Source organism: Micromonospora sp. NBC_01740 (genome assembly GCF_035920365.1).
GTDB classification, from domain to species: Bacteria; Actinomycetota; Actinomycetes; order Mycobacteriales; family Micromonosporaceae; genus Micromonospora; species Micromonospora reichwaldensis.
In genome coordinates this window covers 3,859,175-3,885,056 of the sequence record NZ_CP109150.1, presented here as the reverse complement: position 1 = coordinate 3,885,056, position 25,882 = coordinate 3,859,175, and the positions used below count along the sequence as shown (strand labels likewise).

The 25,882-nt window shown below is 72.8% G+C and carries 22 protein-coding genes; 6 read left to right on the top strand and 16 right to left on the bottom strand.

Features of this window, described 5'->3' with window-relative positions; genetic code table 11:
• Nucleotides 1-26 precede the first annotated feature (26 nt).
• The 3 genes from OG989_RS18085 to OG989_RS18075 form a co-directional block, all read right to left on the bottom strand.
• Nucleotides 27-1,634 carry an MFS transporter gene (locus OG989_RS18085; RefSeq protein WP_327027719.1) on the bottom strand — a complete coding sequence of 536 codons (1,608 nt, stop codon included), beginning with the start codon at nucleotides 1,632-1,634 and terminating at the stop codon, nucleotides 27-29.
• Nucleotides 1,635-1,737: 103 nt separating this feature from the next.
• Entirely contained in the window at nucleotides 1,738-2,787 is a 1,050-nt protein-coding gene (locus tag OG989_RS18080; protein ID WP_151457542.1) for a S1 family peptidase, read from the bottom strand.
• Nucleotides 2,788-3,108: 321 nt separating this feature from the next.
• Entirely contained in the window at nucleotides 3,109-3,585 is a 477-nt protein-coding gene (locus OG989_RS18075; RefSeq protein WP_151457541.1) for a winged helix-turn-helix transcriptional regulator, read from the bottom strand.
• Nucleotides 3,586-3,641: 56 nt separating this feature from the next.
• Between OG989_RS18075 and OG989_RS18070 the strand changes: the two genes are divergently transcribed.
• Entirely contained in the window at nucleotides 3,642-4,163 is a 522-nt protein-coding gene (locus OG989_RS18070; RefSeq protein WP_327027717.1) for a PaaI family thioesterase, read from the top strand.
• Between the two features lie 103 nt (nucleotides 4,164-4,266).
• Here the strand turns inward: OG989_RS18070 and OG989_RS18065 are convergent, their stop codons facing one another.
• The 3 genes from OG989_RS18065 to OG989_RS18055 all read right to left on the bottom strand — a co-directional run bounded on the left by OG989_RS18065 (nucleotide 4,267) and on the right by OG989_RS18055 (nucleotide 7,406).
• A complete protein-coding gene (locus tag OG989_RS18065; RefSeq protein ID WP_151456495.1) occupies nucleotides 4,267-5,199 on the bottom strand; it encodes an acyl-ACP desaturase in 933 nt (310 codons plus the stop codon).
• Between the two features lie 69 nt (nucleotides 5,200-5,268).
• On the bottom strand, nucleotides 5,269-6,597 hold the full coding sequence (gene hisS / locus OG989_RS18060; RefSeq protein WP_327027716.1) for a histidine--tRNA ligase: 1,329 nt from the start codon (nucleotides 6,595-6,597) through the stop codon (nucleotides 5,269-5,271).
• A gap of 92 nt (nucleotides 6,598-6,689) precedes the next feature.
• Nucleotides 6,690-7,406, bottom strand: a complete 717-nt coding sequence (locus OG989_RS18055; RefSeq protein WP_327027715.1) for an MBL fold metallo-hydrolase — start codon at nucleotides 7,404-7,406, stop codon at nucleotides 6,690-6,692.
• A gap of 323 nt (nucleotides 7,407-7,729) precedes the next feature.
• Here OG989_RS18055 and OG989_RS18050 point away from each other — a divergent pair, with 323 nt between their 5' ends.
• Nucleotides 7,730-8,617 carry a peptidylprolyl isomerase gene (locus OG989_RS18050; protein ID WP_327027714.1) on the top strand — a complete coding sequence of 296 codons (888 nt, stop codon included), beginning with the start codon at nucleotides 7,730-7,732 and terminating at the stop codon, nucleotides 8,615-8,617.
• Between the two features lie 65 nt (nucleotides 8,618-8,682).
• Nucleotides 8,683-9,522, top strand: a complete 840-nt coding sequence (locus OG989_RS18045; protein ID WP_151456491.1) for a peptidylprolyl isomerase — start codon at nucleotides 8,683-8,685, stop codon at nucleotides 9,520-9,522.
• A 130-nt stretch (nucleotides 9,523-9,652) separates the two neighbouring features.
• On the opposite strand, the gene OG989_RS18040 is transcribed toward OG989_RS18045, so the two are convergent.
• The 8 genes from OG989_RS18040 to ruvC form a co-directional block, all read right to left on the bottom strand.
• Nucleotides 9,653-12,166, bottom strand: a complete 2,514-nt coding sequence (locus OG989_RS18040) for a RelA/SpoT family protein (protein ID WP_151456490.1) — start codon at nucleotides 12,164-12,166, stop codon at nucleotides 9,653-9,655.
• Between the two features lie 170 nt (nucleotides 12,167-12,336).
• The gene (locus OG989_RS18035) at nucleotides 12,337-12,903 is read right to left on the bottom strand and encodes an adenine phosphoribosyltransferase (protein ID WP_151456489.1); all 567 of its coding nucleotides are present in this window, start codon (nucleotides 12,901-12,903) and stop codon (nucleotides 12,337-12,339) included.
• A gap of 101 nt (nucleotides 12,904-13,004) precedes the next feature.
• A complete protein-coding gene (gene secF, locus OG989_RS18030; protein WP_151456488.1) occupies nucleotides 13,005-14,198 on the bottom strand; it encodes a protein translocase subunit SecF in 1,194 nt (397 codons plus the stop codon).
• 1 nt (nucleotide 14,199) lies between these two features.
• Complete coding sequence (gene secD / locus OG989_RS18025) at nucleotides 14,200-16,131, bottom strand: protein translocase subunit SecD (RefSeq protein WP_327027713.1); 1,932 nt, start codon at nucleotides 16,129-16,131, stop codon at nucleotides 14,200-14,202.
• 257 nt (nucleotides 16,132-16,388) lie between these two features.
• Nucleotides 16,389-16,733, bottom strand: a complete 345-nt coding sequence (gene yajC, locus OG989_RS18020; RefSeq protein ID WP_192581554.1) for a preprotein translocase subunit YajC — start codon at nucleotides 16,731-16,733, stop codon at nucleotides 16,389-16,391.
• A 138-nt stretch (nucleotides 16,734-16,871) separates the two neighbouring features.
• The gene (gene ruvB, locus OG989_RS18015; RefSeq protein ID WP_327027711.1) at nucleotides 16,872-17,942 is read right to left on the bottom strand and encodes a Holliday junction branch migration DNA helicase RuvB; all 1,071 of its coding nucleotides are present in this window, start codon (nucleotides 17,940-17,942) and stop codon (nucleotides 16,872-16,874) included.
• Nucleotides 17,939-18,541, bottom strand: coding sequence for a Holliday junction branch migration protein RuvA (ruvA, locus tag OG989_RS18010; RefSeq protein WP_151456909.1), 603 nt, complete (start codon nucleotides 18,539-18,541; stop codon nucleotides 17,939-17,941). Before ruvA ends, ruvB begins: the two co-directional genes overlap by 4 nt.
• Nucleotides 18,538-19,065 (bottom strand): crossover junction endodeoxyribonuclease RuvC, encoded by a 528-nt coding sequence (gene ruvC, locus OG989_RS18005; RefSeq protein ID WP_132240119.1) that lies wholly within the window; start codon nucleotides 19,063-19,065, stop codon nucleotides 18,538-18,540. Before ruvC ends, ruvA begins: the two co-directional genes overlap by 4 nt.
• Before the next feature lie 192 nt (nucleotides 19,066-19,257).
• Between ruvC and OG989_RS18000 the strand changes: the two genes are divergently transcribed.
• Both OG989_RS18000 and OG989_RS17995 read left to right on the top strand, forming a co-directional pair.
• Nucleotides 19,258-20,040, top strand: a complete 783-nt coding sequence (locus tag OG989_RS18000) for a 3-hydroxybutyrate dehydrogenase (protein ID WP_327027710.1) — start codon at nucleotides 19,258-19,260, stop codon at nucleotides 20,038-20,040.
• Nucleotides 20,041-20,054: 14 nt separating this feature from the next.
• Complete coding sequence (locus OG989_RS17995) at nucleotides 20,055-21,974, top strand: helix-turn-helix domain-containing protein (protein WP_151456913.1); 1,920 nt, start codon at nucleotides 20,055-20,057, stop codon at nucleotides 21,972-21,974.
• 38 nt (nucleotides 21,975-22,012) lie between these two features.
• Here OG989_RS17995 and OG989_RS17990 read toward each other — a convergent pair whose 3' ends face one another.
• Together OG989_RS17990 and OG989_RS17985 are read right to left on the bottom strand one after the other, a co-directional pair.
• Nucleotides 22,013-22,621 (bottom strand): TetR/AcrR family transcriptional regulator, encoded by a 609-nt coding sequence (locus tag OG989_RS17990; RefSeq protein ID WP_327027709.1) that lies wholly within the window; start codon nucleotides 22,619-22,621, stop codon nucleotides 22,013-22,015.
• An 11-nt stretch (nucleotides 22,622-22,632) separates the two neighbouring features.
• Nucleotides 22,633-24,201 (bottom strand): MFS transporter, encoded by a 1,569-nt coding sequence (locus tag OG989_RS17985; RefSeq protein WP_327027707.1) that lies wholly within the window; start codon nucleotides 24,199-24,201, stop codon nucleotides 22,633-22,635.
• A gap of 989 nt (nucleotides 24,202-25,190) precedes the next feature.
• On the opposite strand from OG989_RS17985, the gene OG989_RS17980 reads away from it, so the two are divergent.
• The gene (locus tag OG989_RS17980; protein WP_327027705.1) at nucleotides 25,191-25,784 is read left to right on the top strand and encodes a hypothetical protein; all 594 of its coding nucleotides are present in this window, start codon (nucleotides 25,191-25,193) and stop codon (nucleotides 25,782-25,784) included.
• Nucleotides 25,785-25,882 lie beyond the last annotated feature (98 nt).

The following is a 25,882-nucleotide window of genomic DNA, read 5'->3' as shown; positions in this document are numbered from 1 at the left end:
GCCGGGCGGAAGGACCCACGACGAGGTCAGTCACCCGCGTCGGCCGGCAGGAGGTGGTTCACCACGATCTTCCCGACGGTGAGCGCCCGGGCCCGTTCCTCGATCCCTCGGTCGGCGCCGGTGAGCCGGCCCCCGTGCTGGCGCAGGTGCTCCTCCCATGACGGCACCTGGTAGACCTCGACGAAGCCGTCCTCCCGTTCGCCCGGGCGGAACAGGCCCCAGCGCATCGCCCCCGTACGCCGTCGGGACCTGCCCACCAGGCGCATCGCCGCGACGAACTCCGCCTGCCGCTCCGGCGGCACCGTGTAGGAGACGGTCACCAGCACCGGCCCGCCGCGTGGGTCCGCGGGCGGCGTCAGGTGCGGCTCCGGCCACCAGACGGCCGGGTCCCGGTCGAGGCCGCGGGTCTCGCGCAGCGGCCAGAGCGGTACGGTCACCGCGCCGACCGCCATCGTCCCGGCCGCCGCGGCGAGCGCCACCACGAGGCTGGTCAGCTCGCCGAGGGCGCCCCAGGCGACCGCGCCGAGCGCCTGCCCGCCGGCGAAGACCATCTGGTAGACGGAGAGGCCGCGGGCGCGTACCCAGCCGGGCAGGAAGAGCTGCATGGCGGCGTTGACGCTGGACAGCACCGTCATCCAGGCCATGCCGGCGGGCACCAGGGCCAGGGCGACCGGCACCGGGCCCGGAGCCAGGGCGAGCACCGCCAGGACGGCGGCGTAGACCAGGCCGGCCAGCAGCAGGAGCCGGTTGGTGGTGAGCGCCAACCGGATCCGGGGCAGTACGAGGGCGCCGGCCACCGCACCGACGCCGAGCGCGGCGAGCAGCACGCCGTACCCGCCCGCGCCCAGGTGCAGGCGGCGGCTGGCGACCAGGGGCAGCAGGGCCCACAGTGCGCTGCCCGGCACCACGAACAGTGCGGCGCGCAGCAGGATCCGGCGGACCACCGGCGAGTGCCGCACGTACCGGCCGCCGGCGCGCAACGCGGCGGTGAACCGCTCCGGCAGGTCGTCGGCGCCGGCCCGTTCCGGCCGCCAGCGCAGCAGCGCCAGCGCGAAGACGGCGAACGACACCGCGTTGACGGCGAAGACGGTGGCGACGCCGGCCCGGGCGACCAGCACCCCGGCCACCGCCGGGCCGACCGCGCGGGCCAGGTTCACGCTGATCGACCCGAGCGCCGAGGCCGAGACGAGCTGGGAGCGGGGCACCAGTTCGGGGATGACCGCCTGCCAGGCCGGCAGGGTCAGCGCCTGCCCGACGCCGAGGGCGAACGTCAGGGTGAGCAGCAGCGCCGGCGGCATCCGGTCGGCGGCGGTGAGGCCGGTCAGCAGTACGCCGACGGTGGCCAGGAAGAACTGCACCCCGATCAGCAGCCGTCGGCGGTCGAGGGTGTCCGCCAGCGCGCCGGCAGGCAGGGCGAGCAGCAGCACGGGCAGCATGCTGGCGGTCTGCACCAGCGCCACCAGGGTCGAGGCGTTGGCTTCCTCGACGAGCAGCCACTGGGCGCCGACGGTCTGCATCCAGGTGCCCACGTTGCTGGCCAGGACCGCCAGCCAGAGGCTGCGGAACGCGGCGAGCCGCAGCGGGGCCCAGGCGGACGTGACGGCGTCGGCGGGCGGGGTCGGGGAGGCGCTCACCGACCGGAACGTACCCCGGCCCGCCCGCTTGAGTCCGGCGAACCGCTCCGGGCACACGGACGGGCCGCCGGGATCACCCGGCGGCCCGTTGCGGTGCGATCGATCAGAAGATGCTGACGCCGTAGCGGCTCAGCGCCTCGCCGACCGGCTGGAAGTAGGTCGTGCCGCCGGTGCGGCAGTTGCCGCTACCACCGGAGGTCAGGCCCAGGGCGATGGTGCCGCTGAACAGCGAGCCGCCGCTGTCGCCCGGCTCGGCGCAGACGTTGGTGCGGATGAGGCCGGAGACCGAGCCCTCGGCGTAGTTCACCGTGGCGTTGAGCGCGGAGACCGAGCCGCTGCGCAGGCCGGTGGTGCTGCCGGAGCGCTGCACCGACTGGCCGACGTAGGCGTTGCCGGCGGCGGTGATGTCCCGGAAGCTGCCGTTGTAGAGGGAGACGTTGCCGGCGGCGTTGGCGGAGTTGTTGTGCCGCACGATGCCGTAGTCGTTGCCGGGGAAGCTGGTGCCGGTGCGGCTGCCCAGCAGGCTGGTCTGGGCGGAGTTGCTGTACCAGCTGGCCGAGATGTTGGTGCAGTGCCCGGCGGTCAGGAAGTAGTAGGTGCTGCCGCTGCGGACGTTGAAGCCCAGCGAGCAGCGACCGCCGCCACCGGCGTAGATGGCCTGGCCGCCGGAGATCCGGGTGCCGAGCACGCCGGCCTCGGCCTCGATCCGGATCGCGCCGTTCATCCGCTCGGCGGCGGCCTTGACGCGCTCCAGCTTGGTGCCGGTGACGGTGCTGTCGACGGAGACGACGACCTGGTTGGTGGCCGGGTCGGTCCACCACGCGGTGCCGGGGATCTTGGCGGAGCGGTCCAGCTCCGAGGTGGCCCGGGCCAGCTCGCTGGCGCCGCGCTTGACGATCTTCGGGGTGGCGCCGGCGGCACTGACCTGCCGGGCGGCGAGCGCGTCGGTCACGGTGACGACCATCTTGCCGTTGGCGTCGGCGTACGTGCCGGCGGACCGGTCGCCGAGGCGCTCGGCCAGGCCGGCGGCGGCGTCGGGCGAGGCGAACGAGGGTGCGGCCTGGGCGGGCGCGCCGATCAGCGAGCCGGCGACCATGGCGCCGGCCGCGGCGACGACGGCGGCACGACGGAGCGAGGACCTCGTGGGTCGCATGCAACAACCTCCAGAAGGGGTGACAGACCCGCGCCGGGGCGACACGAGCCGGGAGCAGCCCTGCCGATCTGGGGGTACCGGCCGAGCACACTGAAGTATTCACATACTTGAGTTCGTATGCAAGACCCGGCTTTGTCCTTTTCGCCCCAGCTGCCGCGGTCATCGGCCCGAAACATCGTGGACACAGGCGTACGTCTATACGCTTCGCCTACCGTCCCACCATCCGGTACGCGCGACCCGGCGGCCCCCATGACGTCACCATGCTGATCGGCGCCGACGGCACCCGTCGCGGCCCTGGCCGATCCGCCCACCGACGGACGGTCAGCCGGCGCGGCGGCGCGCTCCGGGCCCCGGCCGCGGCACCACGTCGCGCGGCCGGTCGACCTCGTGCCCGCGCTCGCAGCGCAGCTCGACGCGGACCTCCGCGCCGCAGTCGCGGTGCGCGACCGTCAGCGGCGAGCCCTCCGGGTCGGCCAGGTAGCGGTCCCCCCAGCCGAGGACGGCGACCAGCACCGGCCACAGGTCGAGCCCCATCCCGGTCAGCCGGTACTCGTGGCGCTCCCGACTGCCGGGCTCCCGGTAGGGCTCGCGCCGCAGGACGCCGCGCTCCACCAGCATCGCCAGCCGGCTGGCCAGCACCTGCCGGGGCACGCCGGTGCGCACCCGCATGTCGTCGAAGCGGCGGACGCCGTTGAAGACCTCGCGCAGGACCACGAGGGTCCACCGCTCGCCGAGGATCTCCATCGCGCGGGCGATGGTGCAGTTCTCCACCGACCAGTCCAGTGCCGCGGGTCTCATGCGCTCCAGGCTAGGTCTGATTGACAGACTCAGCAACGCGCTGCGAGGCTGGGTCCATGACACAGACGCAGGATCCGGCGCGCAGCCGTACCTTCTCGTGGTCCGACCCGGGCATCAACGCCGCGCACGTCGGCCGGCGCGGCGGCCTGGAACTGCTCCGCGCGATGATCGCCGGCGAGCTGGCGGCGCCGCCCATCATGCACCTGGTCGACATGTCCCGGATGGAGGCCGACGAGGGGTGGGTGGCCGTCGAACTCGTCCCGCAGGAGTTCCACTACAACCCGCTGGGCACCGTGCACGGCGGGGTCATCTCCACCCTGCTGGACACCGCCGCGGCGTGCGCGGTGCACACCACCCTGCCGGCCGGGGTCGGCTACACCTCGTTGGACCTGAACGTGAAGTTTCTGCGCCCGGTCACCGTCGCGAGCGGCACGCTGCGCTGCGAGGGCACCGTCCTGCAGAGCGGTCGCCGCACGGCCCTGGCGGAGGCGAAGCTGCTCGACGCGAAGTCGCGCCTAATCGCCCACGCCACCTCCACCTGCCTCCTCTTCCCCCTGGACCCCCCGCCCACCGAGTAGTCGATCATGCAGTTGTGGTGCCGGGACACTGGCGGTTCGCGGCTTCCATCCCCCGCCACAACTGCATGATCGACGAGGCGAGGGCGGCGGGGACGGGGACGGGTCAGCGGGCGGCCAGGCGGGCGGCCCGGGCGTCGCGCTTCTCCTCGAAGCGGGTGGCGGCGCGGTCCAGGTCGTCGAGGTGCGTCGCGATCTGGTCGCGGGCGGTCTCGCCGTCGGCGTCGAGCCCCGTCACGTTGAAGACGTCCCACTGGCGCAGCACCGGCGCCACCACCTCGTCGCGGTGCTGGCGCAGGTCGTAGATGCCGGCCAGGGCGATCGCCACGGACTTGCGGGCGAAGCCGTCGATGCCGTTGCCGGGCATCTGGAAGTCGGCCACCACGTCGGCGACCGCCCGCATCGCCTGGCTCGGCGCCAGCTCGAAGGCGGCGGCCAGCAGGTTGCGGTAGAAGACCATGTGCAGGTTCTCGTCGGCAGCGACCCGGGCCAGCAGCGCCTCGCAGGCCGGGTCGCCGGTGACCCGACCCGTGTTGCGGTGCGAGATCCGGGTGGCCAGCTCCTGGAACGAGACGTACGCCAGGGAGTGCAGCACCTCGTCGTCGTGGACGTTGGCGTAGCCGGCGGACATGTGCGTCATGCGGGCCCGCTCCAGCGCCACCGGGTCCACCGCCCGGGTGACGGTGAGGTAGTCGCGGATGGCGGTGCCGTGCCGACCCTCCTCGGCGGTCCACCGGTGCACCCACGTGCCCCAGGCGCCGTCGCGGCCGAACAGGGTGGCGATCTCGTGGTGGTACGAGGGCAGGTTGTCCTCGGTCAGCAGGTTGACGATCAGCGCGGTACGGGCCACGTCGGGGATCGTCGAGTCGCTCTCCGCCCACGCCTCGCCGCCCAGCGGCCCGTCGAAGGTGCGCCCCTCGCTCCACGGCACGTACTCGTGCGGGAACCACTCCTTGGCGACGGCCAGGTGCCGGTCGAGGTTCTTCTCGACGACGGGTGCCAGTTCGAGGAGCAGGGCGGTCTGGCTGAGTGCGGTCACGACGATCTCCCTACGGTGGCGTAACTTACGCCACCGTAGGTCCGATCGCGCGTACGCGCCAGTAATGTCTCAGCTGACCAGCGGCCTGAGGTCCGCCCGGGGCGGCGTCCACTCCCCCGCCGCGGCGGCGGCCTGCTCGCCGGAACGGATGTCCTTCACCTCGTCGGCCGCGCCGTCCACCCCGGGGAACCAGACGTACGGGATGCCCCGCCGCTCGGCGTAGCGGATCTGCTTGCCGAACTTCGCCGCGCTCGGCGACACCTCGGTCGGCACGCCCCGCGAGCGCAGCGCCTCGGCCACCCGGTTGCTGGCGGCACGCTGCTCCTCGCTGGTCACCGCGACCAGGACGCAGGTCGGCACGTCCCGCGACACCGACAGCGCGCCGGCGCCGAAGAGCAGCCCCAGCAGCCGGGTCACCCCGATCGAGATGCCGACGCCCGGGAAGCGGGTCGCGCCGGCGCTGGCCAGGTTGTCGTACCGGCCGCCGGAGCAGATCGAGCCGAACCGCTCGTAGCCGATCAGCTGGGTCTCGTAGACCGTGCCCGTGTAGTAGTCCAGGCCCCGGGCGATGCGCAGGTCGGCCACGCAGAGCCCCGGCGAGTGCGCGGCGGCCGTCTCCACCACCCGGACCAGCTCCTCGACCCCCTCGTCGAGCATCGGGTCGCTGACGCCCAGCGCGCGGACGGCGTCGGCGAAGGAGGCGTCCGGGGCGGAGATCTCCGCCAGCGACAGGACCGCCTTGGCCTGCGCCTCGCTCGCCCCGGCCGTCTGCGCCAGCAACTCGGCCACCCTCGCCGGACCGATCTTGTCGAGCTTGTCCACCGCGCGCAGGGCCGCCTCCGGGTCGGTCAGCCCGATGCCCCGGTAGAAGCCCTCGCAGATCTTGCGGTTGTTGACCTGGATGCGCACCGGCGGGATCGGCAGCGAGCGCAGCGCGTCGCCGATCACCAGCGGCATCTCCGCCTCGTGGTGCGGGGCGAGGGTGTCGCGGTCGACGATGTCGATGTCGGCCTGGAGGAACTCGCGGTAGCGCCCCTCCTGCGGCCGCTCGCCCCGCCAGACCTTCTGGATCTGGTAGCGGCGGAACGGGAACTGGAGCTTGCCGGCGTTCTCCAGCACGTAGCGGGCGAACGGCACGGTCAGGTCGAAGTGCAGGCCGAGCGCGTCGTCGCCGGTCGGGCCGTCGGCATCGGCCTGGAGCCGACGGATCAGGTAGACCTCCTTGGAGGTCTCCCCCTTGCGCAACAGCTGGTCCAGCGGCTCCACCGCGCGGGTCTCCAGCGGGGCGAAGCCGTACAGCTCGAAGGTGTCGCGGATCTTGTCGAGGACGTACTGCTCGATCATCCGCTGCGCGGGCGTCCACTCCGGGAAGCCGGAGATGGGCGTGGGCTTGCTCATGATGCTCCGTTTCGCGGTCCCGCGCGGGTCGGCGCGGGCGAAGAGTCGGCGCGGCCGGCCACGGCCGCGGGGTGAGAAGTCGGTGCGGCCGGTCAGAGGCCGCGGGCGGGGGCCGCCGGTCGCGCGCCGCCACCCGCCACCTCGACGAGGTACGGGTTGGTCGCGCGCTCGCGGCCGATGGTGGTCGCGGGGCCGTGGCCGGGCAGCACGACGGTGTCGTCGGCCAGCGGGAGGATCTTGTCCCGGAGGCTGGTGACCATCCTCGTCATGCTGCCGCCCGGCAGGTCGGTGCGGCCGATGGAGCCGGCGAACAGGACGTCGCCCGAGAGGCAGAGCTGCTCCGCCTCCCACGACGAGCCGGCGGCCGGCAGTCGGAAGAGCACCGACCCGCCGGTATGGCCCGGGGCGTGGTCGACGGTGATCTCCAACCCGGCGAGGGCGAGCGTGGCGCCGTCGGTCAGCTCGGCGACGTCCTCCGGCTCGGTGTACGGCAGCCGCCCACCGAAGAGCGAGCGGAGCTCCGCCGACAGCCCCTTGGCCGGGTCGGCGAGCATCTCCCGGTCGCCGGGGTGCACGTACGCGGTGATGCCGCGCGCGCCGCAGACCGGCGCCACCGAGAACGTGTGGTCGAGGTGGCCGTGGGTGAGCAGGACGGCGGCCGGGTGCAGCCGATGCTCGGCCAGCAGGGCGTCGAGCCGGTCGAGCACCCCGATGCCGGGGTCGACCACCACGCACTGCTCCCCCGGCGCGGCGGCGACCACGTAGCAGTTGGTGCCGAAGGCGTCCGCGGGAAAGCCGGCCACGAGCACGTCCGCTCCCCTTCCGTCGAGTGGGTTGCCTGTCAGCAGCCTATCGGGCGGGGCGAGGAGGTTCTGCGCGTGCGTCCGGGGCGTTCCGCGTGGCACCGATCGTGCCCGTTTCGGGCATCGCGTCCGGCGACGATCGCGTGCGTCCCGTGGGCTCCGCCGGGCGCAGTGACGCGTTCCGATAAACCCGGCCCGGACCTCGTACACCACTTTCCCAGTCGGTAGCCGTACACTCTGGCGGGCGTGTGGCGTGGCGCACCCGCCGCCGAACGGGCGCAGGACGCCCGACCACCGGTGACGACCAGGGTAGAGGAAGGGGAGCACGGGTGGCTTCCAGCAGGGACCGGCAGCGCAAACTGGCGCGTGCCAAGCTCGACCGGCAACTCGCCCGCCGGGCCTCGGCCGTCAAGCGTCGTCGGCAGATCCAGGCCGGCGTCGGCGTCGCCGTCGTCCTCGCGCTGATCGTGGGCGGCTCGGCGTGGGCGCTGGGCGCCTTCGACGACGAGCCGAAGGAGAACACGGCCGCCGAGGACGTCTGCCTGTGGACGCCGCAGGACGCCACCGCGAACACCAACCTCAAGGACGTCGGCACCCCGGCCACCGAGGGACTGCCCACCGACGGCGTACGTCCGATGACGGTCACCACCAACCAGGGTGCGCCGATCACCGTCGAGCTGGACCTGGCCGGCGCCCCGTGCGCGGCGGCGAGCATCGCCCACCTGTCCAGCCGGTCGTTCTACGACAACACCAAGTGCCACGAGATCACCGCCGAGGGCGCGGTGCGCTGCGGCGACCCGAGCGGCACCGGGCTCGGCGGCCCCACCTACTCGTTCTACGACGAGAACGTGCCCACCGCGCCGTCACCGTCGGCCAGCCCCGCCGCCGGCCAGCCCGCGACGTACCCGAAGGGCACGGTCGCGATGATCGCCAACCCGCCGGGCGCCAACGGCAGCCAGTTCCTGATGTTCTTCAAGGACTTCACCACGGCCGACCCGAAGTATCCGATCATCGGCCGGGTCACCGGTGGGATCGACGTGGTGGCGAAGATCGGTGCCAAGCCGACCGTGGACAATGGGACGGGGGCCAAGGTCAAGCCCAAGGACGACGACGTGGTCGTGCAGAGCCTGACCGTCGGCGAGCCCGTGGCGCAGGCCACCTCGGCACCGACGCCGCCCGCTTCGGGCGCTCCGGCGGCCAGCCCGAGCGCCGGCTGACCCGGCCGCCCCACCAATCGCAGCGGCACCGACCGCGCCACCCGACAGCCCAGGAGGATCCAGGCGTGACGTCCACCAGAGAGCGGCAGCGCGCGGCGGCGCGCGCCCGGCTCGAGAAGGAGATGGCCGAGCGCGCGGCCAGGGCCCGCAAGCGCCGGCAGACCCAGGCGATCGTGGGGGCCGCCTCGGTCCTGGTCCTCGTCGTCGCCGGCACGGTCTGGCTCGTCACCACCCTCGGCGGAGACGACGACAAGACCGACACCGCAGGCCCGGGTGCCGGCAACGTGCAGTGCGCCTGGACCGAGATCCCCACCGACCAGCGGTCCCCGCAGATCAAGGACGTCGGGGTGCCGGCCGTGCAGCAGTCGGCCACGGGCACCCAGACGATGACGATCGACACCAACCTGGGCCCGATCACCGCCACGATCGACCGGTCGGCGGTGCCCTGCACCGCGGGCAGCTTCACCCACCTGGCGGAGAAGAACTTCTTCGACAACAGCAAGTGCCACCGGCTGGTGACCGAGGGCATCAAGGTGCTCCAGTGCGGTGACCCCGGCGCGACGGGCAAGGGCTGGCGCGAGACCGACGGCACCGGCGGCCCGAGCTACCGGCTCGCCGAGGAGAACCTGCCCACCGACAAGCGGCCCCCGTACCCGGAGGGCGTGATCGCGATGGCCAACTCGGGCCAGCCGGGCAGCACGGGCAGCCAGTTCTTCATCGTCTACGGCGACTCGCCGCTGGACCCGAACTACACCGTCCTGGGCACCATCACCGGCGGCATGGACCTCGTGAAGCAGGTCGCGGCGGCGGGCGACGACAAGGCGTTCGCGAAGCAGGCCGGTGGCGGCCACCCGAAGAAGGAAGTCACCATCAACAAGCTCACCATGAGCGCCCCCCAGGGCTGACCCGCACCCCAGCCGTACGACGAGCGCCCGCCGGCCCCGCCGGCGGGCGCTCGTCCGTCCCACCCGCACACCAGCGCCCCGGCTCGGTCGGTGCCGGGCCGGGGCGCGGGTGTGCGAGGGGTTGGCGGGGTCAGGCGCCGGAGGTGACGCGGTACGCGTCGAAGACGCCGTCCACCTTGCGGACCGCCGCCAGCAGGTGGCCCAGGTGCTTCGGGTCCGCCATCTCGAAGCTGAACCGGCTCACCGCCACCCGGTCGCGGGTGGTGGTGACCGTCGCGGAGAGGATGTTCACCCGCTCCTCGGAGAGCACCCGGGTCACGTCGGCGAGCAGCTTGTGCCGGTCCAGCGCCTCGACCTGGATGGCGACCAGGAACGTGGACGCCGAGGTGAGCTTCCAACTCACCTCGACCACCCGCTCGGCCTGCGCCCGCAGATCCTCGGCGTTGGCGCAGTCGTCGCGGTGCACGCTCACGCCGCCGGAGCGGGTGACGAAGCCGAAGACCGAGTCCGGCGGCACCGGCGTGCAGCAGCGCGCCAGCTTGATCCACACGTCGCTGACCCCGCGTACGACCACGCCCGGGTCGGCGCTGCTCTGCCGGCTGCGGGGCGGACGGGTGGCGACGGCGGTCTCGGCGATGTCCTCCGCCGCGCCCTCCTCGCCGCCGTACGCGGCCATCAGCTTCTGCACCACCGACTGGGCGGAGACCTGGCTGTCGCCGACAGCGGCGTAGAGGGAGGCCACGTCGGCCAGGTGCAGGTCCCGGGCGATCGCCATCAGCGCGTCGGAGGTGAGCATCCGCTGCAACGGCATGCCCTGCTTGCGCATCGCCTTGACGATCGCGTCCTTGCCGGCCTCGATCGCCTCCTCGCGCCGCTCCTTGTTGAAGTACTGCCGGATCTTCGTGCGGGCGCGCGGGCTCTTGACGAAGCCCAGCCAGTCCTGCGTCGGGCCGGCCGTGTCGGACTTCGAGGTGAAGATCTCGATCACGTCGCCGTTGGACAGCGTCGATTCGAGGGGCACCAGCTTGCCGTTGACCCGCGCCCCGATGCACTTGTGGCCCACCTCGGTGTGCACCGCGTACGCGAAGTCCACCGGCGTGGAGCCGGTCGGCAGCGGGATGACGTCACCCTTCGGGGTGAAGACGTACACCTCCTGGCTGGACAGGTCGAAGCGCAGCGCGTCGAGGAACTCGCTCGGGTCGGCCGCCTCCCGCTGCCAGTCCAGCAGCTGGCGCAGCCAGGTCATCTCGTCGATGTGCGCGGGCGGGCCGACGATCTGGGTGCCCTTGTGCTCCTTGTACTTCCAGTGCGCGGCGATGCCGAACTCGGCGGTGCGGTGCATCGCGTACGTGCGGATCTGCATCTCCACCGGCTTGCCGGTGGGCCCGATGACCGTCGTGTGCAGCGACTGGTACATGTTGAACTTGGGCATGGCGATGTAGTCCTTGAACCGGCCCGGCACCGGCTGCCAGTTGGCGTGGATCACGCCCAGCGCCGCGTAGCAGTCGCGCACCGTGTCGACCAGGATCCGCACCCCGACCAGGTCGTAGATGTCGTTGAAGTCGCGACCCCGCACGATCATCTTCTGGTAGATCGAGTAGAGGTGCTTCGGCCGCCCGGTGGTCTCCGCCTTGATCTTGGCGGCCTTCAGGTCGGTCTGCACCTTCTGGGTGACCTGGCGCAGCAGCGCCTCGCGCTGCGGCTGGTGCTCCCCGATGAGGCGGTTGATCTCCTCGTAGCGCTTCGGGAAGAGCGTGCCGAAGGCCAGGTCCTCCAGCTCCCACTTGATCGTGTTCATACCCAGCCGGTGGGCCAGCGGGGCCAGGATCTCCAGCGTCTCCTTCGCCTTCTGCTCCTGCTTCGGGCGGGGCAGGAAGGTGAGGGTACGCATGTTGTGCAGCCGGTCGGCCAGCTTGATCACCAGCACCCGCGGGTCCTTGGCCATCGCGACGACCATCTTGCGGATCGTCTCGGCCTTGGCCGCGTCGCCCAGCTTGACCTTGTCGAGCTTGGTGACCCCGTCGACCAGCAGCGCCACTTCGCCGCCGAAGTCGGCCCGCATCTGGTCGAGGGTGTATTCCGTGTCCTCGATCGTGTCGTGCAGGAGCGCGGCGACCAGGGTGGTGGTGTCCATGCCCAGGTTGGCCAGGATCGTGGCGACCGCGAGCGGGTGGGTGATGTAGGGGTCGCCGGACTTGCGGTACTGCCCGGAGTGCCAGCGGGCCGCCGTGTCGAAGGCGCGCTGGAGCAGCCGCGCGTCCGCCTTGGGGTGGGCGTCCCGGTGGGTCGAGATCAGCGGCTCCAGCACCTCGCTGACCTGCGAGGACTGCCAGGGCGCGTTGAACCGGGCCAGCCGCGCCCGGACCCGGCGGCCGGTGGGCGCGGTGGAGAGCGCAAAACCGGCGCTCGGCATGTGGTCGCCGACGACGTCGGCGGGGAACGGAAGCAGGACCCCCTCGGTCGCCGCGCCCGCGCCGCCGGCCGTGGCCGCCGGCGTGTCGGGGCGTACGGGCTCGGCCGGGACGGTCACGCCGGGGCCCGCCTCCGGGGCCTGCGCGTCACCGTTGGTTGCGGTCGCCGAGCCGTCCGCGTCGCCTGTCGGGTACACCGTGCCCTCCACCGGAGGGGCGACATCGTGGGACACCGGCCTCCTCACCGCTCGCCGGGAAGTCACCGACCGTGCGCCGGCCGGCCTGGTCTCGCGCTGCCCGGACGGGTCCCGCCCGGTCAGCAAAGGGCAATGCTACCCGCACGCACGGTGCCCCGCCGCTCCGCCGGACGGTCCCCACCGGGTCCGCCCGACGGTCGGCGGGGTCAAACGGTCAACAGGGCATGCACCGGGCGCGGGGCCAGCCGCTCCCGGCCGCCGAGGAAGGCGAGCTCCAGCAGGACGGTGAAGCCGGCCACGGTCCCGCCGGCCCGCTCCACCAGGTCCAGCGTCGCCTCGGCGGTGCCGCCGGTGGCCAGCACGTCGTCGACCACCAGCACCCGGTGCCCGGCCGTGAAGGCGTCCTCGTGCACCTCCAGCGTGGCCTCGCCGTACTCCAGGGCGTAGGAGGCCGAGTAGGCCGGACGGGGCAGCTTGCCGGCCTTGCGCACCGGCACGACGCCGACCCCGGTCGCGTACGCGATGGCGGCAGCGACCACGAACCCGCGCGCCTCGATGCCGACGACGACGTCGAACGACTCCCGCCCGTGGTACGCGACGATCCCGTCGATCACCTGACGGAACGTGTCGCCGTCGGCGAACAGCGGCATCAGGTCCTTGAACATGACGCCGGGCTTCGGGAAGTCGGGCACGTCGAGCACCCGGCTGGCGACCAGCGCGGCGGTGGCCGGGCCGCTGTCTCCCCGTACCCCGGTGCTGTGGGTCTCCGTCACGGCAGTTCCGCTCCCCTTCACGACGACGGCGTCCTGCATGCTGCTCGCACAGCATGAAGGACGCCGTCGGATCGGTTCCTACCGGGTCAGCCCGGCCCGGCTCAGCGCCGCTTGCCGCCACCCGGCCGGTTGCCACCGCCGCCGGCGGGTCGGCCGCTCCGGGCGCCGGTCGGCCGCTTCCCGGCCGGTCGGGCGCCCACTCGCGGCGCCGCGCCGGCCAGCGCGGCCGACTCCGGGTCGACCGGCTCGTCGTCGGAGTCGTCGGTACGCGGGGCGGTGCCCTTGCCGGTGACCTCGCCACGGGCGATCGCGCCCCGGCGGGCCAGCACCCGCTTGTTGTGCGCCTGGATGCGCGGGTCGTAGTTCTTGAGCAGCACCAGCAGCGGCGTGGCCAGCAGGATCGAGGTCAGGAACGCCACCGCCATACCGACGAAGAGCACCAGGCCGAGGTCCTTCAGGGTGCCCGCGCCGAGCAGGCCGGCACCGATGAAGAGCAGACCACCGACCGGCAGCAGCGCGACCACCGACGTGTTCAGCGACCGCATGAGGCTCTGGTTGATCGCCAGGTTGGCCGCCTCGCCGTACGTCTGGTTGTTGTTCGCGGTGATGCCGCGCGTGTTCTCCTGCACCTTGTCGAAGACCACCACCACGTCGTAGAGCGCGAAGCCCAGGATCGTGAGGAAGCCGATGACCGTCGACGGGGTGACCTCGAAGCCGACAAGCGAGTAGATACCGGCGGTGAGGATCAGGTTCATGATCAGCGAGGAGACCGCGGCGACCGCCATCCGCCACTCGAAGCGCAGGATCAGGTAGATCATCACCACCGCGATGAAGATGACCAGACCGAGCAGCGCCCGGGAGGTGACCTGGCTGCCCCACGCCTCGCTGACCTGGTTGCCGCTGATGGTGGCGGCGTCGATGCCGAACTCGTCGGCGATCTCGTCCTTGACGGCGTTGGCCTGCTCGGTGTCGAGCTGGGTGGTCCGCACCTCGTAGAAGTCGCCCCCGGTGCCGCCGACCTTCTGGGTGGTGACGACCTTGGCGTCGCCGCCGGCCGCGGCCAGGGCGTCCTGGACCTTCAGCTCGGTCTGCTCCAGGGTGCCGACGCTCGCCGGGATCTGGAAAGAGTTGCCGCCGGCGAACTCGATGCCGAGGCTGAAGCCGCGCAGCCCGAAGCTGAGCAGCGACAGCAGGATCAGCACGAGCGCGACGCCGAACCAGAGCTTGCGCCGGCCGATGATGTCGAGGCCGGCCTCGCCGCGGTAGAGGCGGCTCGCGAGACCACTCTTTGCCATCTCAGGCCTCCTTCACGCGCGGGTTGCGGGGCTTGGCCGGCTCGGCCGTCCGCGGCGGGAGCGCCCGGCCGAGACCGCTGACCCGCGGGGACAGGAACGCGGAGGTGCGGGCGAACATCGTCATGATCGGGTGCCGGAAGAGGAAGACCACGACCAGGTCCAGCACCGTGGCCAGGCCGAGGGCGAAGGCGAAGCCCTTCACCGTGCCGACCGAGACCACGTAGAGCACCACCGCCGACATCAACGTGATCGCGTTGGCCGAGATGATCGTGCGGCGGGCCCGGATCCAGGCACGCGGCACCGCGCTGCGCGGGCTGCGCCCCTCCCGGATCTCGTCCTTGAGCCGCTCGAAGTAGATGACGAACGAGTCCGCCGCCACACCTAGTGACACGATCATGCCGGCGATGCCGGCGAGGGTGAGGGTGAACCCGATCTGCCGGCCGAGCACCACCAGCGCGCCGAAGACCAGCAGCGCCGACAGGACCAGGCTCAGGAAGATGACGGAGCCGAGCAGGCGGTAGTAGAAGAACGAGTAGATGATGACCAGCAGCATGCCGATGCCCGCCGCGAGCAGACCGGCCCGCAGGTGGCTGGCGCCCAGGGTGGCGGTGACGTTCTGCTGCTCCTGCGCCTCGAAGGTCACCGGCAGCGCGCCGTAGCGCAGCTGGCCGGCCAGGGCGCTGGCGTCGCGCTGGTTGAAGTTGCCGGTGATCTGCGAGTTGCCCGTCAGCACGCCCTGGATCTCGGGCGAGGAGACGATCTCGTTGTCGAGCACGACGGCGACGCGGCACTTGCCGTCCTGGCCGAGGGCGGTGGCGTCGCAGGCCTGGCCCTCGTTGTTGAACGCCTCGCGGGTCAGGTTGGTCCACTTGTCCTGGCCGGGGCCGGAGAAGTCGAGGCTGACGACCCACTGGCTGGTCTGGTCCAGCACCGCGCTGGCGCCCTCGACGTCGGTGCCCAGCACCTTCGCCTGGTCGAGCAGGTACTTCGCGGCGCCGTCCTCGCAGGCCACCGCCTGCTGGTTGGCGGCCGAGATCGACGCCGGCGGGCGCTTGTCGAGCTGGGCGCAGCTGATCTGCGGCACGTTGAACTGCATCGTCGCCGGCAGCACCGCGACCTCGCGCGGGTCGAGAGCCGCGAACGGCTTGAGCTTCTCCGCCAGCGACGGGTCGGCGGCCAGGTCGGCCGGGGCCTGGAGGCCGCTGGCGGCCGCCCAGGCGGCGGCGCCGACCTTCTGCTCGACGGCCTTGCGCTGGTCCTCGATGCTCTGCGGCACGGGCTCGGCGCTGGCGCTCGGCGTCGGGGTGGCGGCGCCGGCCGAGGGGGTGGCGCTCGGCGCGGCCGACGCGCTGGCGCTCGGGGCCGGGGCCATGCCGCCCTGGCCGCCGCTGGGCGACGCGGTCGCCTTCGGCGCGGCGCTGCCCGACGGGGCGGCGCTGCCCGAAGGCTTCGCGCTGCCCGACGGGGCCGGGGCCGCGCTGCCCGAGGGGGCCGGGGTGGCGGCGGGCGGCGGGGCGGTGGCCGCGCCGCTGCCGTCGGCGGCCTTGAGCACCTTGCGGAAGCGCAGCTCGGCGGCGCTGCCCACCTCGGTCAGGTCGCGGTTCTCACCGGGCAGGGAGATCACGATGTTGCGGTTGCCCTCGGTGACCACCTCGGCCTCGGCGACGCCGAAGGCGTTGACGCGGCTCTCGATGATCTGGCGGGCCTCTTCGAGGTTCTCCGCCGTCGGGGCCTGGCCACCGATGCTGTTGGTCGCCTCCAGCGTCAGCCGGGTGCCGCCGACGAGGTCCAGGCCGAGCTTGGGCTCGAGCCTGTCCTTCAAGCCGCCGCTGGCGCCGCCCGCGAAGAACACCAAAAGATAGAGGACGACGAAGATGAGCCCGAGCACGGCCAGTTGCCGTCCGGGCCGCATCTGTCCCTGAGGTGGTGCCACGGCTGTCCTGTCTCCCTGTACGGTCGCGCCGCTGGTGCGGCGGGTGTCGGCCGGTCCGGCCGGCGGGTCCGACGGGCCGGCGTCGGAGGGCGGCATCCGGCTCCGGGCTCGGCGCGGGGGCGCCGGGCGGAACGGGACGAGCCGACTTCCGGCGTCGGGCCCAACTATCCAGTTTTCACGTCGCCTCCGCTGCCCCGTCGGGGAAAGTCGTCACCGGAGTCCGGCGACCACCACCCCGCGCGGGGCGGGAGCGACCGTCACTCCTTGACGACGTCCGCGTCCTCGGCGACCGGCTCGTCGGCCGGGCGCTCCGCCTGGCTGACGACCCGGGCGATGGCCGGACGGGCGTAGCGGGTCTGCACACCGGGCGCGACCTCGAGCAGGACGGTGTCGTCGTCCACGCCGGTGACCGTGCCGTAGAGGCCACCGATGGTGACCACCTCGTCGCCGGGCGCGAGGGCGGACTGCATGGACTCCGCCTCACGGCGGCGCTTCTGCTGGGGGCGGATCATCATGAAGTACATGACGCCGAAGAGCAGAGCGATCATGAGGATCGGCGTCAGGCTGCCGGCACCCCCGCCGCCCTCTGCTGCGTAAAGCACGGTGAAAGACCTTCCCATTGGCCCCCGGCCCGGCGCGGGCGCGCCGGAGCGGAAGCGGATTCTCACGTCCTGTACAGACCGGCGCGAGTCTAATCCCTGCACCTGGGAACGCCGAATGCGGCACAGATCACGTTCACATCACGGCTGATCGGCATCCGTCGAGAACAGATCGGGCGTCACAGGAGCATTCGCGCCAAATGTACCATTCGGCGGCGTACGGCCCAGATGCCGCCAGGCGGCCTCCGTGGCGACCCGGCCGCGCGGCGTACGGGCCAGCAGGCCGGCCCGGACCAGGAACGGCTCGCAGACCTCCTCCACCGTGTCCGGCTGCTCACCCACCGCCACGGCCAGCGTGGACAGGCCGACCGGCCCGCCCCGGAACGAGTCGACGAGCGCGGTCAGCACCGCCCGGTCCAGCCGGTCCAGGCCCAGTGCGTCGACGTCGTACACCGTGAGGGCGGCCCGGGCGGTCTCCAGGGTGACCACCCCGTCGGCCCGGACCTCGGCGAAGTCGCGGACCCGGCGCAGCAGCCGGTTGGCGATGCGCGGCGTGCCCCGGGAGCGGCCGGCGACCTCGGCGGCGCCGTCGTCGGTGATCGGCACGCCGAGGATCCGGGCCGAACGGCGCAGCAGCACCTCCAGGTCGGCCGGCGAGTAGAAGTCGAGGTGCGCGACGAAGCCGAACCGGTCGCGCATCGGCCCGGTGAGCAGGCCGGAGCGGGTGGTCGCGCCGACCAGGGTGAACGGCTCGACGTCCAGCGGGATCGCCGTCGCGCCCGGACCCTTGCCGACGATCACGTCGACCCGGAAGTCCTCCATCGCGCTGTAGAGCAACTCCTCGGCCGGCTTGGCGATCCGGTGGATCTCGTCGATGAAGAGCACGTCGCCCTCGGCGAGGCTGGTCAGGATCGCCGCCAGGTCGCCGGAGCGCTCGATCGCCGGGCCGCTGGTCACCCGGATGCCCGAGCCCAGCTCGGCGGCGACGATGTTGGCCAGGGTGGTCTTACCCAAGCCGGGCGGGCCCGACAGGAGGATGTGGTCGGGCGGGGAGCCGCGCCGCATCGCGCCCTGGAGCAGCAGGTCGAGCTGGTCGCGGACCCGGTGCTGGGCGATGAACTCCTCCAGCCGCTTCGGCCGGACCGTGGCCTCCGCGTCGAGGTCGGCATCGTGCACGTAGGCGGAGACCAGCCCGCCGTCGGAGCCCGTCACCGGGTGCGGCCCAGCAGCCGGATGGCCTGCTTGAGCAGGACCGGCACCGGCGGCACGTCACCGTCGATGGTCTCCGCGACGGCGGCCACCGCCTGGTCGGCCTGCCCGGCCGTCCAGCCGAGCCCGACCAGCGCCTGCCGGACCTGCTCGGGCCAGGCGCCGCCGGTGACCCCGGCCGCGCCGTCGGCGCCGACCGGCACCGGGCCGACGCGGTCGCGCAGCTCCAGGACCAGGCGCTCCGCGCCCTTCTTGCCGATGCCGGGCACCCGGGTCAGCGCGGCGGTGTCGGCGTTGGCGATCGCCTTGCGCACCGCGTCGGGGGTGTGCACGGCGAGCACCGCCTGGGCCAGCCGGGGGCCCACGCCGCTGGCGGTCTGGAGCAGCTCGAACAACTGCTTGGCGTCGTCGTCGGCGAAGCCGTAGAGGGTGAGCGAATCCTCCCGGACGACCAGGCTGGTGGCCAGCCGGGCGGGCTGGCCGATGCGCAGGTCGGCGAGGGTGCCCGGGGCGCACTGCACCGCCAGGCCCACCCCGCCGACCTCCACCACGGCGTGATCCGGACCGGTCGCGGTCACCACCCCGCGCACGCTGGCGATCATCTGGCTCCTCCTCGTCGTACCCGGTCGGCCGCGGCGGCCAGCTTGGAACGCGTCCCGCCGCGCCACACGTGACAGATGGCCAGGGCCAGGGCGTCGGCGGCGTCCGCCGGCCTCGGCGGCTCGGCCAGCCGCAGCAGCCGGGTGACCATCGCGGTCATCTGCGCCTTGTCGGCCTGGCCGGAACCGGTCACGGCCGCCTTCACCTCACTGGGCGTGTAGGTCTGCACGGGCAGCCCGGCGCGGGCGCCGGCGAGCACGGCGATCCCGCTGGCCTGGGCGGTGCCCATCACGGTGCGGACGTTGTGCTGGCTGAAGACCCGCTCGACGGCGACGCTGTCGGGCCGGTGCTCGGCGACCAGATCGGTGAGCGAACGGTCCAGGTGCAGCAGGCGCAGCGCCAGATCGTCGTCCGGATCGGTGTGGACGACGTAGTAGGCGATCAGCGTGCAGGGGCGCCCCGGCACACCCTCGACCACGCCGACCCCGCACCGGGTCAGCCCCGGGTCGACGCCCAGCACCCGCACGCCGCCTCCTCCCCCAGCCGCCAGCAGTACGTGTGTTCGACACCCTACCGAGCCGGGCGACACCCCGCCGCCGGGGACACGCCGGGCGTGCCGACACGCCGCCGGGGCGCGCGGCGGCCACACATGCCGGGCGGTGAGTATGTGTCGCCGGCCCATGTGCGCCCGGACACACAGCTCGTAACTTCATGCGCCATGACGGCAGAACCCGTGGCGGTCCCCCACGTCGTACACGTCGACCTCGCTGGTCGTACCGCCCTGGTGACCGGGGGCGGGAGCGGCATCGGCCGGGCCTGCGCCCTGCGGCTGGGCGCCGCTGGCGCCAAGGTCCTGGTGGTGGACCGCAACATCGAGGCGGCCAAGGCGGTGGCGGCGGAGGCCGGCGGGCGGGCCGAGGGCGTGGACCTGGCCGACCCGGACGCGGTGGACCGCCTCGACGCCGACGTGGACATCGTGGTGAACAACGCGGGCCTGCAGCACGTGGCGCCGGTGCAGGAGTTTCCTGCGGAGCGCTTCGGCCACCTGCACCGGGTGATGGTCGAGGCACCGTTCCTGATCATCCGCCGGGCGCTGCCGCACATGTACGCCAGGGGCTGGGGGCGGATCGTGAACATCTCCTCGGTGCACGGGCTGCGCGCCTCGCCGTACAAGTCGGCATACGTCTCCGCCAAGCACGCGCTGGAGGGGCTGTCGAAGGTGGTCGCGCTGGAGGGCGCCCCGCACGGCGTGACCGCCAACTGCATCAACCCGGCGTACGTGCGCACCGCGCTGGTGGAGAGCCAGATCGCCGACCAGGCCGCCAGCCACGGCATCCCCGAGAGCGAGGTGGTCGAGAAGATCATGTTGGCGCGGGCGGCGATCAAGCGGCTGATCGAGCCGGAGGAGGTGTCCGAACTCGTGGCCTACCTCTGCTCGCCGCCGGCGGCGTTCATCACGGGCGCGTCCATCGCGCTCGACGGGGGCTGGACGGCGAACTAGTGGCAAGCCGCACAATGTCGGTCATGTCGTCACCGGTGGAGTTCCTGGAACTGCTCGCCCGCGAGGCCGCCGCGGTGGAGTTCGAGGGGCCGCTCATCGCCGCGCGCGCCGCCGGGCTGCCGCCCGCGCGGCTCGCCGAGCTGGAGCAGGCCAAGACGGTGGCGCTGCGGGTCCGCGCGCTGCTGGAACGCCGCCGCCGCCGGGAGGTCGAGCTCTCCGGGCTGTACGACACGGTCAGCGACCTGGCCGGGCTGCGCGACCTGGACGACGTGCTGCGCGCGATCGTGCACCGGGCGCGCAACCTGCTCGGCGCGGACGTGGCCTACATGACCCTCGACGACGAGGAGCGCGGCGACACGTACATGCGGGTCACCGACGGTTCGGTTTCCGCCCGCTTCCAGCAGCTGCGCCTGCCGATGGGCGCGGGCCTCGGCGGCCTGGTGGCCCAGTCCGGCGCCCCGTACGTCACCGCGAACTACCCGGAGGACGACCGCTTCCACCACACCGGCGAGATCGACGCCGGCGTGGGCGAGGAGGGCCTGGTGGCCATCCTCGGGGTGCCGCTGCGGCTCGGCTCGACCTCGATCGGGGTGCTCTACGCGGCCAACCGCTCGGCCCGGCCGTTCGTCCGGGAGGAGGTGGCGCTGCTGGTCTCCCTCGCCGCGCACGCGGCGGTGGCGATCGACACCGCGCGGCTGCTCGCGGAGACGCAGGCGGCGCTGGAGGAGCTGTCGACGGCCAACACCACCATCCGGGCGCACAGCAGCTCCGTCGAGCGGGCCGCGGCGGCGCACGACCGGATGACCGCGCTGGTGCTGCGCGGCGGCGGCGTGGAGGACGTCGCCGCGGCGGTCACCGACGTGCTCGGCGGGGCGCTGCTGGCGCTCGACGCGGAGGGCCGGCTGCTCGCCCGGGTCGGCGAGATCGAGGAGCCGGACCGGGCGGACATGGTGGAGGCGGTGGCCGCGTCGCGTACGGAGGGCCGCAGCGTGCGCCGGGGCCGGCTCTGGTACGCCGCCGTGGTGGCCGGGGCGGAGAACATGGGCGCGCTGGTGCTGCGCCCCGACGACGAGCTGGTCGACGCCGACCAGCGGATCCTGGAGCGGGCGTCGCTGGTGACGGCGCTGCTGCTGTTGTTCCGGCGTACCGTCGCCGAGGCGGAGGGGCGGGTCCGGGGCGAGCTGCTCGACGACCTGATCGCCCGGCCGCTGCGGGACACGGACGCGCTGCGCAGCCGGGCCCGTCGGCTCGGGGTGGACCTGGACGCCCCGCACGTGCTCGTGGCGGTCGGCGACGACGCCATCGCCGCCACCGGCTCGGCCCGGCAGCGGGTGCTCTCCTGGGCCACCACGTACGCCTCGACCCGGGGCGGGCTGGCGGCCGCCCGCGACGGTCGGGTGGTGCTGATGCTGCCCGGGCAGGACGCGGGCGGCAGCGCCCGGGCGGTGGCCCGGGACCTGTCCCGGGTGACCGGTCGGCCGGTGACCGCCGGGTCGAGCGGCCCGTCGACGGGGCCGGCGTCGCTGGCCGCGACGTTCGCCGAGGCGGAGCGGTGCCTGACCGCACTGGGCGCGTTGGGCCGCTCGGGGCAGGGGGCGAGCACGGCCGAGCTGGGCTTCGTCGGGCTGCTGCTGGGCGCGGTCGGCGACGGGGGCGACAAGGACGTCAACCGGTTCCTGACCGCCACCGTCGGGCCGGTCGTCGACTACGACGCCCGGCGGGGCACCGCGCTGGTGCGGACCCTGGAGGCGTACTTCGGGGTGGGCGGCAGCCTCGCCCGGGCCGCCGAGCTGCTGCACGTGCACGTCAACACGGTCACCCAGCGGCTGGAGCGGGTCGGGCAGCTGCTCGGCGCGGACTGGCAGAAGCCGGAGCGGGCGCTGGAGGTGCAGCTGGCCCTGCGCCTGCACCGCCTGCGTACGCCCGCCGCCTGACGGCCGAGCCCCCGCCGCCCTGACCGCCGGCCTCACGGTCAGCGGGCGCGGATGCCGTCCAGGACGCCGTCGACGATGCGCTGCGGCAAGGTCGCCTCGTCGAGGTCGGGGTGCCAGCGCATGACGCGCTGCACCAGCATCGGGCCGGTCAGCATCGCCATGACCACCTCGACGTCGAGATCCGCGCGCAGCTCGCCGGAACGCATCCCGCGCCGCAGCACCTCGCGCATCATCTCCCGCCGCGGCTCGATGATGTTCTGGTAGAGCTGGTACTGCTCGGGGCTGCGGTTGACCTCCGGCACCAGGCAGGGCATGATCCGCGCCGCCCGCGGGTCGATGTGGTTGCCGACCGCGCCGACCAGCAGGATCAGGTCGTCGCGGACCGAGTGGCCGGCGGGCTCCGGCGGGGTGCCCTTGAGCGTACGCAGGGCGTCGCGCAGCAGCGCGTCCTTGCCCGGCCAGCGGCGGTAGATGGTGGCCTTGCCGACCCCGGCGCGGGCGGCGATCGCCTCGATCGAGATCGCCTCGATCGTGCTGCCGTCGGCGAGCAGGTCGAGGGCGGCCTCGACGATCGCCTCGTCCGCGCGGACGCTCCTCGGCCGCCCGGGCGGCCGAGGAGCGTCGGCGGTGGAAGTCATGTCGGACATTGTTCCCGAAGCTAGGCGGTCCCGGCCAACTCGGGTTCCCCCACCGGTGCCGGCCTCCCCGCCGCCTCCGCGGGGCGGCCGGGCATCCAGCGCAGCACCACGAGGATGCCGAGCGCGGCGATCGCGGCAGCGAGACCCGCCGCCCAGTGCATCGCGGCCAGGAAGGCGTCGTCGGCGACCGCGATCAGCTGCGGCGCCGCCGGCCCGAGCTGACCCGCCGCGGCGTACGCGCCGGAGATGGACTCGCCGGCCGCCTCGCGCGCCCCGGCGGGCAGGTCCCGCAGGGCGGGGTCGACGTCGGCGCGGTAGACCGCGGAGAGCACCGACCCGAGCACCGCCACACCGAGCGCGCCGGCCACCTGCCGGACCGTGTTGCTGACCGCCGAGCCGACGCCGGCCTTCTCCCGGGGCAGCGCGGACATGATGGACTCCGTGGCCGGCGGCATGATGTTGGCCATCCCGCTGCCCTGGAGGAAGAAGACGACAAGCACCACCCAGATCGGGGTGGTCGCGTCGACGAACGCGAACGCGCCGAGCGCGACCACGGTCAGCGCCAGCCCGACCGCCGCGACGGCCTTGCCGCCGTACCGGCGGACCATCGCCGCGCTGGCCGGGGCGAAGATGAGCTGGGCCGCCGCGAAGGGCAGGAAGAGCAGGCCGGTCTCCAGCGGGCTGTAGCCGCGCACCAGTTGCAGGTAGAACGAGGTGAAGAACATGACGCCCATCGCGGCGAAGAAGATCAGCCCGACGATGGCCACCGGCGCGGCGAAGCGCGGCACCCGGAACAGCCGCACGTCCAGCGACGGGTGGTCGCTGCGCCGCTCGTACGCGACGAACCAGGCCAGCACCGCCAGGCCGCCCAGGATCGCGACCCAGACCAGCGGGCGGCCGAAGCCGTGCTCGCCGCCGTCGATGATGCCGTAGGTCAACGCGACGAGCCCCACCACCGACAGCAGCACGCCGACGACGTCGACGCGGCCCGGATCCGGGTCCCGCGACTCCGGCACGAGCAGCGCCACCAGCACCACGCCGAGCGCCACCACCGGCACGTTGATCAGGAAGACCGAGCCCCACCAGTAGTGCTCCAGCAGCGCGCCGCCGAGGATCGGGCCGATGGCCACGGCCAGGCCGACCGCGCCGGCCCAGACGCCGATCGCCCGGCCCCGCTCCCGGGGATCGAAGACGTTGGAGATGATCGAGAGCGTGACCGGCATGATGGCCGCGCCACCCACGCCCATCAGCGCGCGGGCCGCGACGAGTTGCGCGGGGCTCTGCGCGTACGCCGACAGCAGCGACGCCAGCCCGAAGAGCACCAGGCCGATCAGCAGGAAGCGCTTACGCCCGGCGCGGTCACCGAGCACGCCCAAGGTGAACAGCAGGCCGGCGAAGACCAGCGTGTAGGAGTTGATCGACCACTCCAGCTCGGCCTGACTCGCGCCGAGGCCGTGCACCGGGTCGGCGAGGGTCCGCAGCGCGACGTTGAGGATCGTGTTGTCCAGGACGACCACGAGCAGGCTGATCACCAGCACCCCGAGGATCGCCCACCTCCTCGGGTGTCCCGTGTGCTCGTGCGGTGGCATCTTCGCGTTCTCCCCCCGGACCCCGTTTCGATACGGGCCAGACTCGTAATTCGGCGGTGTCAGCGTAGGCGGGCGATTATCGATACGGAACCGGTTCGTATCTTATGTGGCGGCGGTCACTCGTGTCCTCTTTCCGGGTGCTGCTTCGGCGCTCGGGGGTGGGTTGAGGGCGGGGGCCTTGGGATGGGTGGCGCCTTGGGCGGGTTGGGGCCTTGGGTCGTTACGGGCGTGGCGGTGCGTCGTGGTGGGGGTGTTGCCCGCCGTGCCCGGCTCCGGGCGGTCAGGCTTGATCCCTGCGCCGGGCACGGCGGGCCACACCCCCGTCGGTGCCTAATCTCGCGTCCGTCCGTCCGGCTCCTCCCGGAGATCTTGGCGAGAAACTGCCCCTCCAGGGGGGTGTCTTCTACCAAGATCTCCAGCGGACCGGGTGACCCGTGGACCCGTGGAACCGTTTGTGAACCGGTGTCCGGGTTCGTTTGTGCTGTCCGGTGCGGCTTGGGCGGGTGGGTCGTCGGTGGGTGGCGTGATGGTGCCGGGTGTGCGGTTCGTGGGTGTGACCGGGGGCATCGTGGGGGCGGAATCGTGGCCGGGGTGGGGTCGTTACACCCCGCGTACGACCGAGTAAGGCCACGCCGCCGAGGTCACGCCGCCCCGATGGGTTGGCGGGCCCGGGGCCCCCGGAATGATGGCGGGCCGGCGGTGGTTACACATGGTCCGGCCGACGTGAGGGCGCGTCCCCCGCCCCGCACGACAGCCCGGCCCCGCTCTTCGGCCCGCACGGGTTGGACAGCCGGCTGGTACGGCCGATCTGATCTTTTCTCTGGTCTTTCCTCTGGCTTGATCGTCGGAGATTCCCTCCAGGTTTCGCCGGAGCCCCCTTGAGTTCGCATGAGCCTCCTTGAGTTCGTATGAGCGCCGACGGTGCTTGCACCCGCGTGAAGCCGATCCCCCTTCGGTGTGGGTGCCAACCCCCGAATGGAGCGTTTCTGATGAACACGATCATTCGTAAGAGCGTTCTCGGTATCGCTGGTCTCGCGTTCGCCGGTGGCGTGTTCGCCGGTCCCGCGACCGCGCATGCGGCCCCGTCGGTGGAGTCGACGCCGGTGGCAGTTGCCGTGCAGGCCGACAAGCCGTCGGTCGACAAGGCCAAGCTGATCCCGCACGGCGTGCAGGGCGCCCAGTCGCGTATCGACCTGTCCGACGAGCAGGTCGCCAACGTCAAGGCCATCATCGCCGCGACGAAGAAGGCCGGCATGGACGAGCGCGCCGCCGTGGTCTCCATCGCCACCGCACTGCAGGAGTCGAAGCTGGAGAACCTGGGTCACCTCGGTGACCGCAACGACCACGACTCGCAGGGCCTGTTCCAGCAGCGCCCGTCCAGCGGGTGGGGCACGATCGAGCAGATCACCGACCCCGAGTACTCGACCATGGCGTTCCTGAAGGGTCTGAAGCAGGTCGACGGGTGGCAGGACATGCCGTTGACGAAGGCCGCGCAGACGGTGCAGGTGTCGGCGTACCCGGACCACTACGCCCAGTGGGAGCAGCAGGCCGCCGACCTGGTGGCCGAGCACTGGAACAGCTGACACAGACTTTCCACCACAAGGGGGATCGCTGGCCGGCACCCGAACACGGGGTGCCGGCCAGCGGCACGTCCACCGCCGGCCATCGGCGAAAGGGCCAG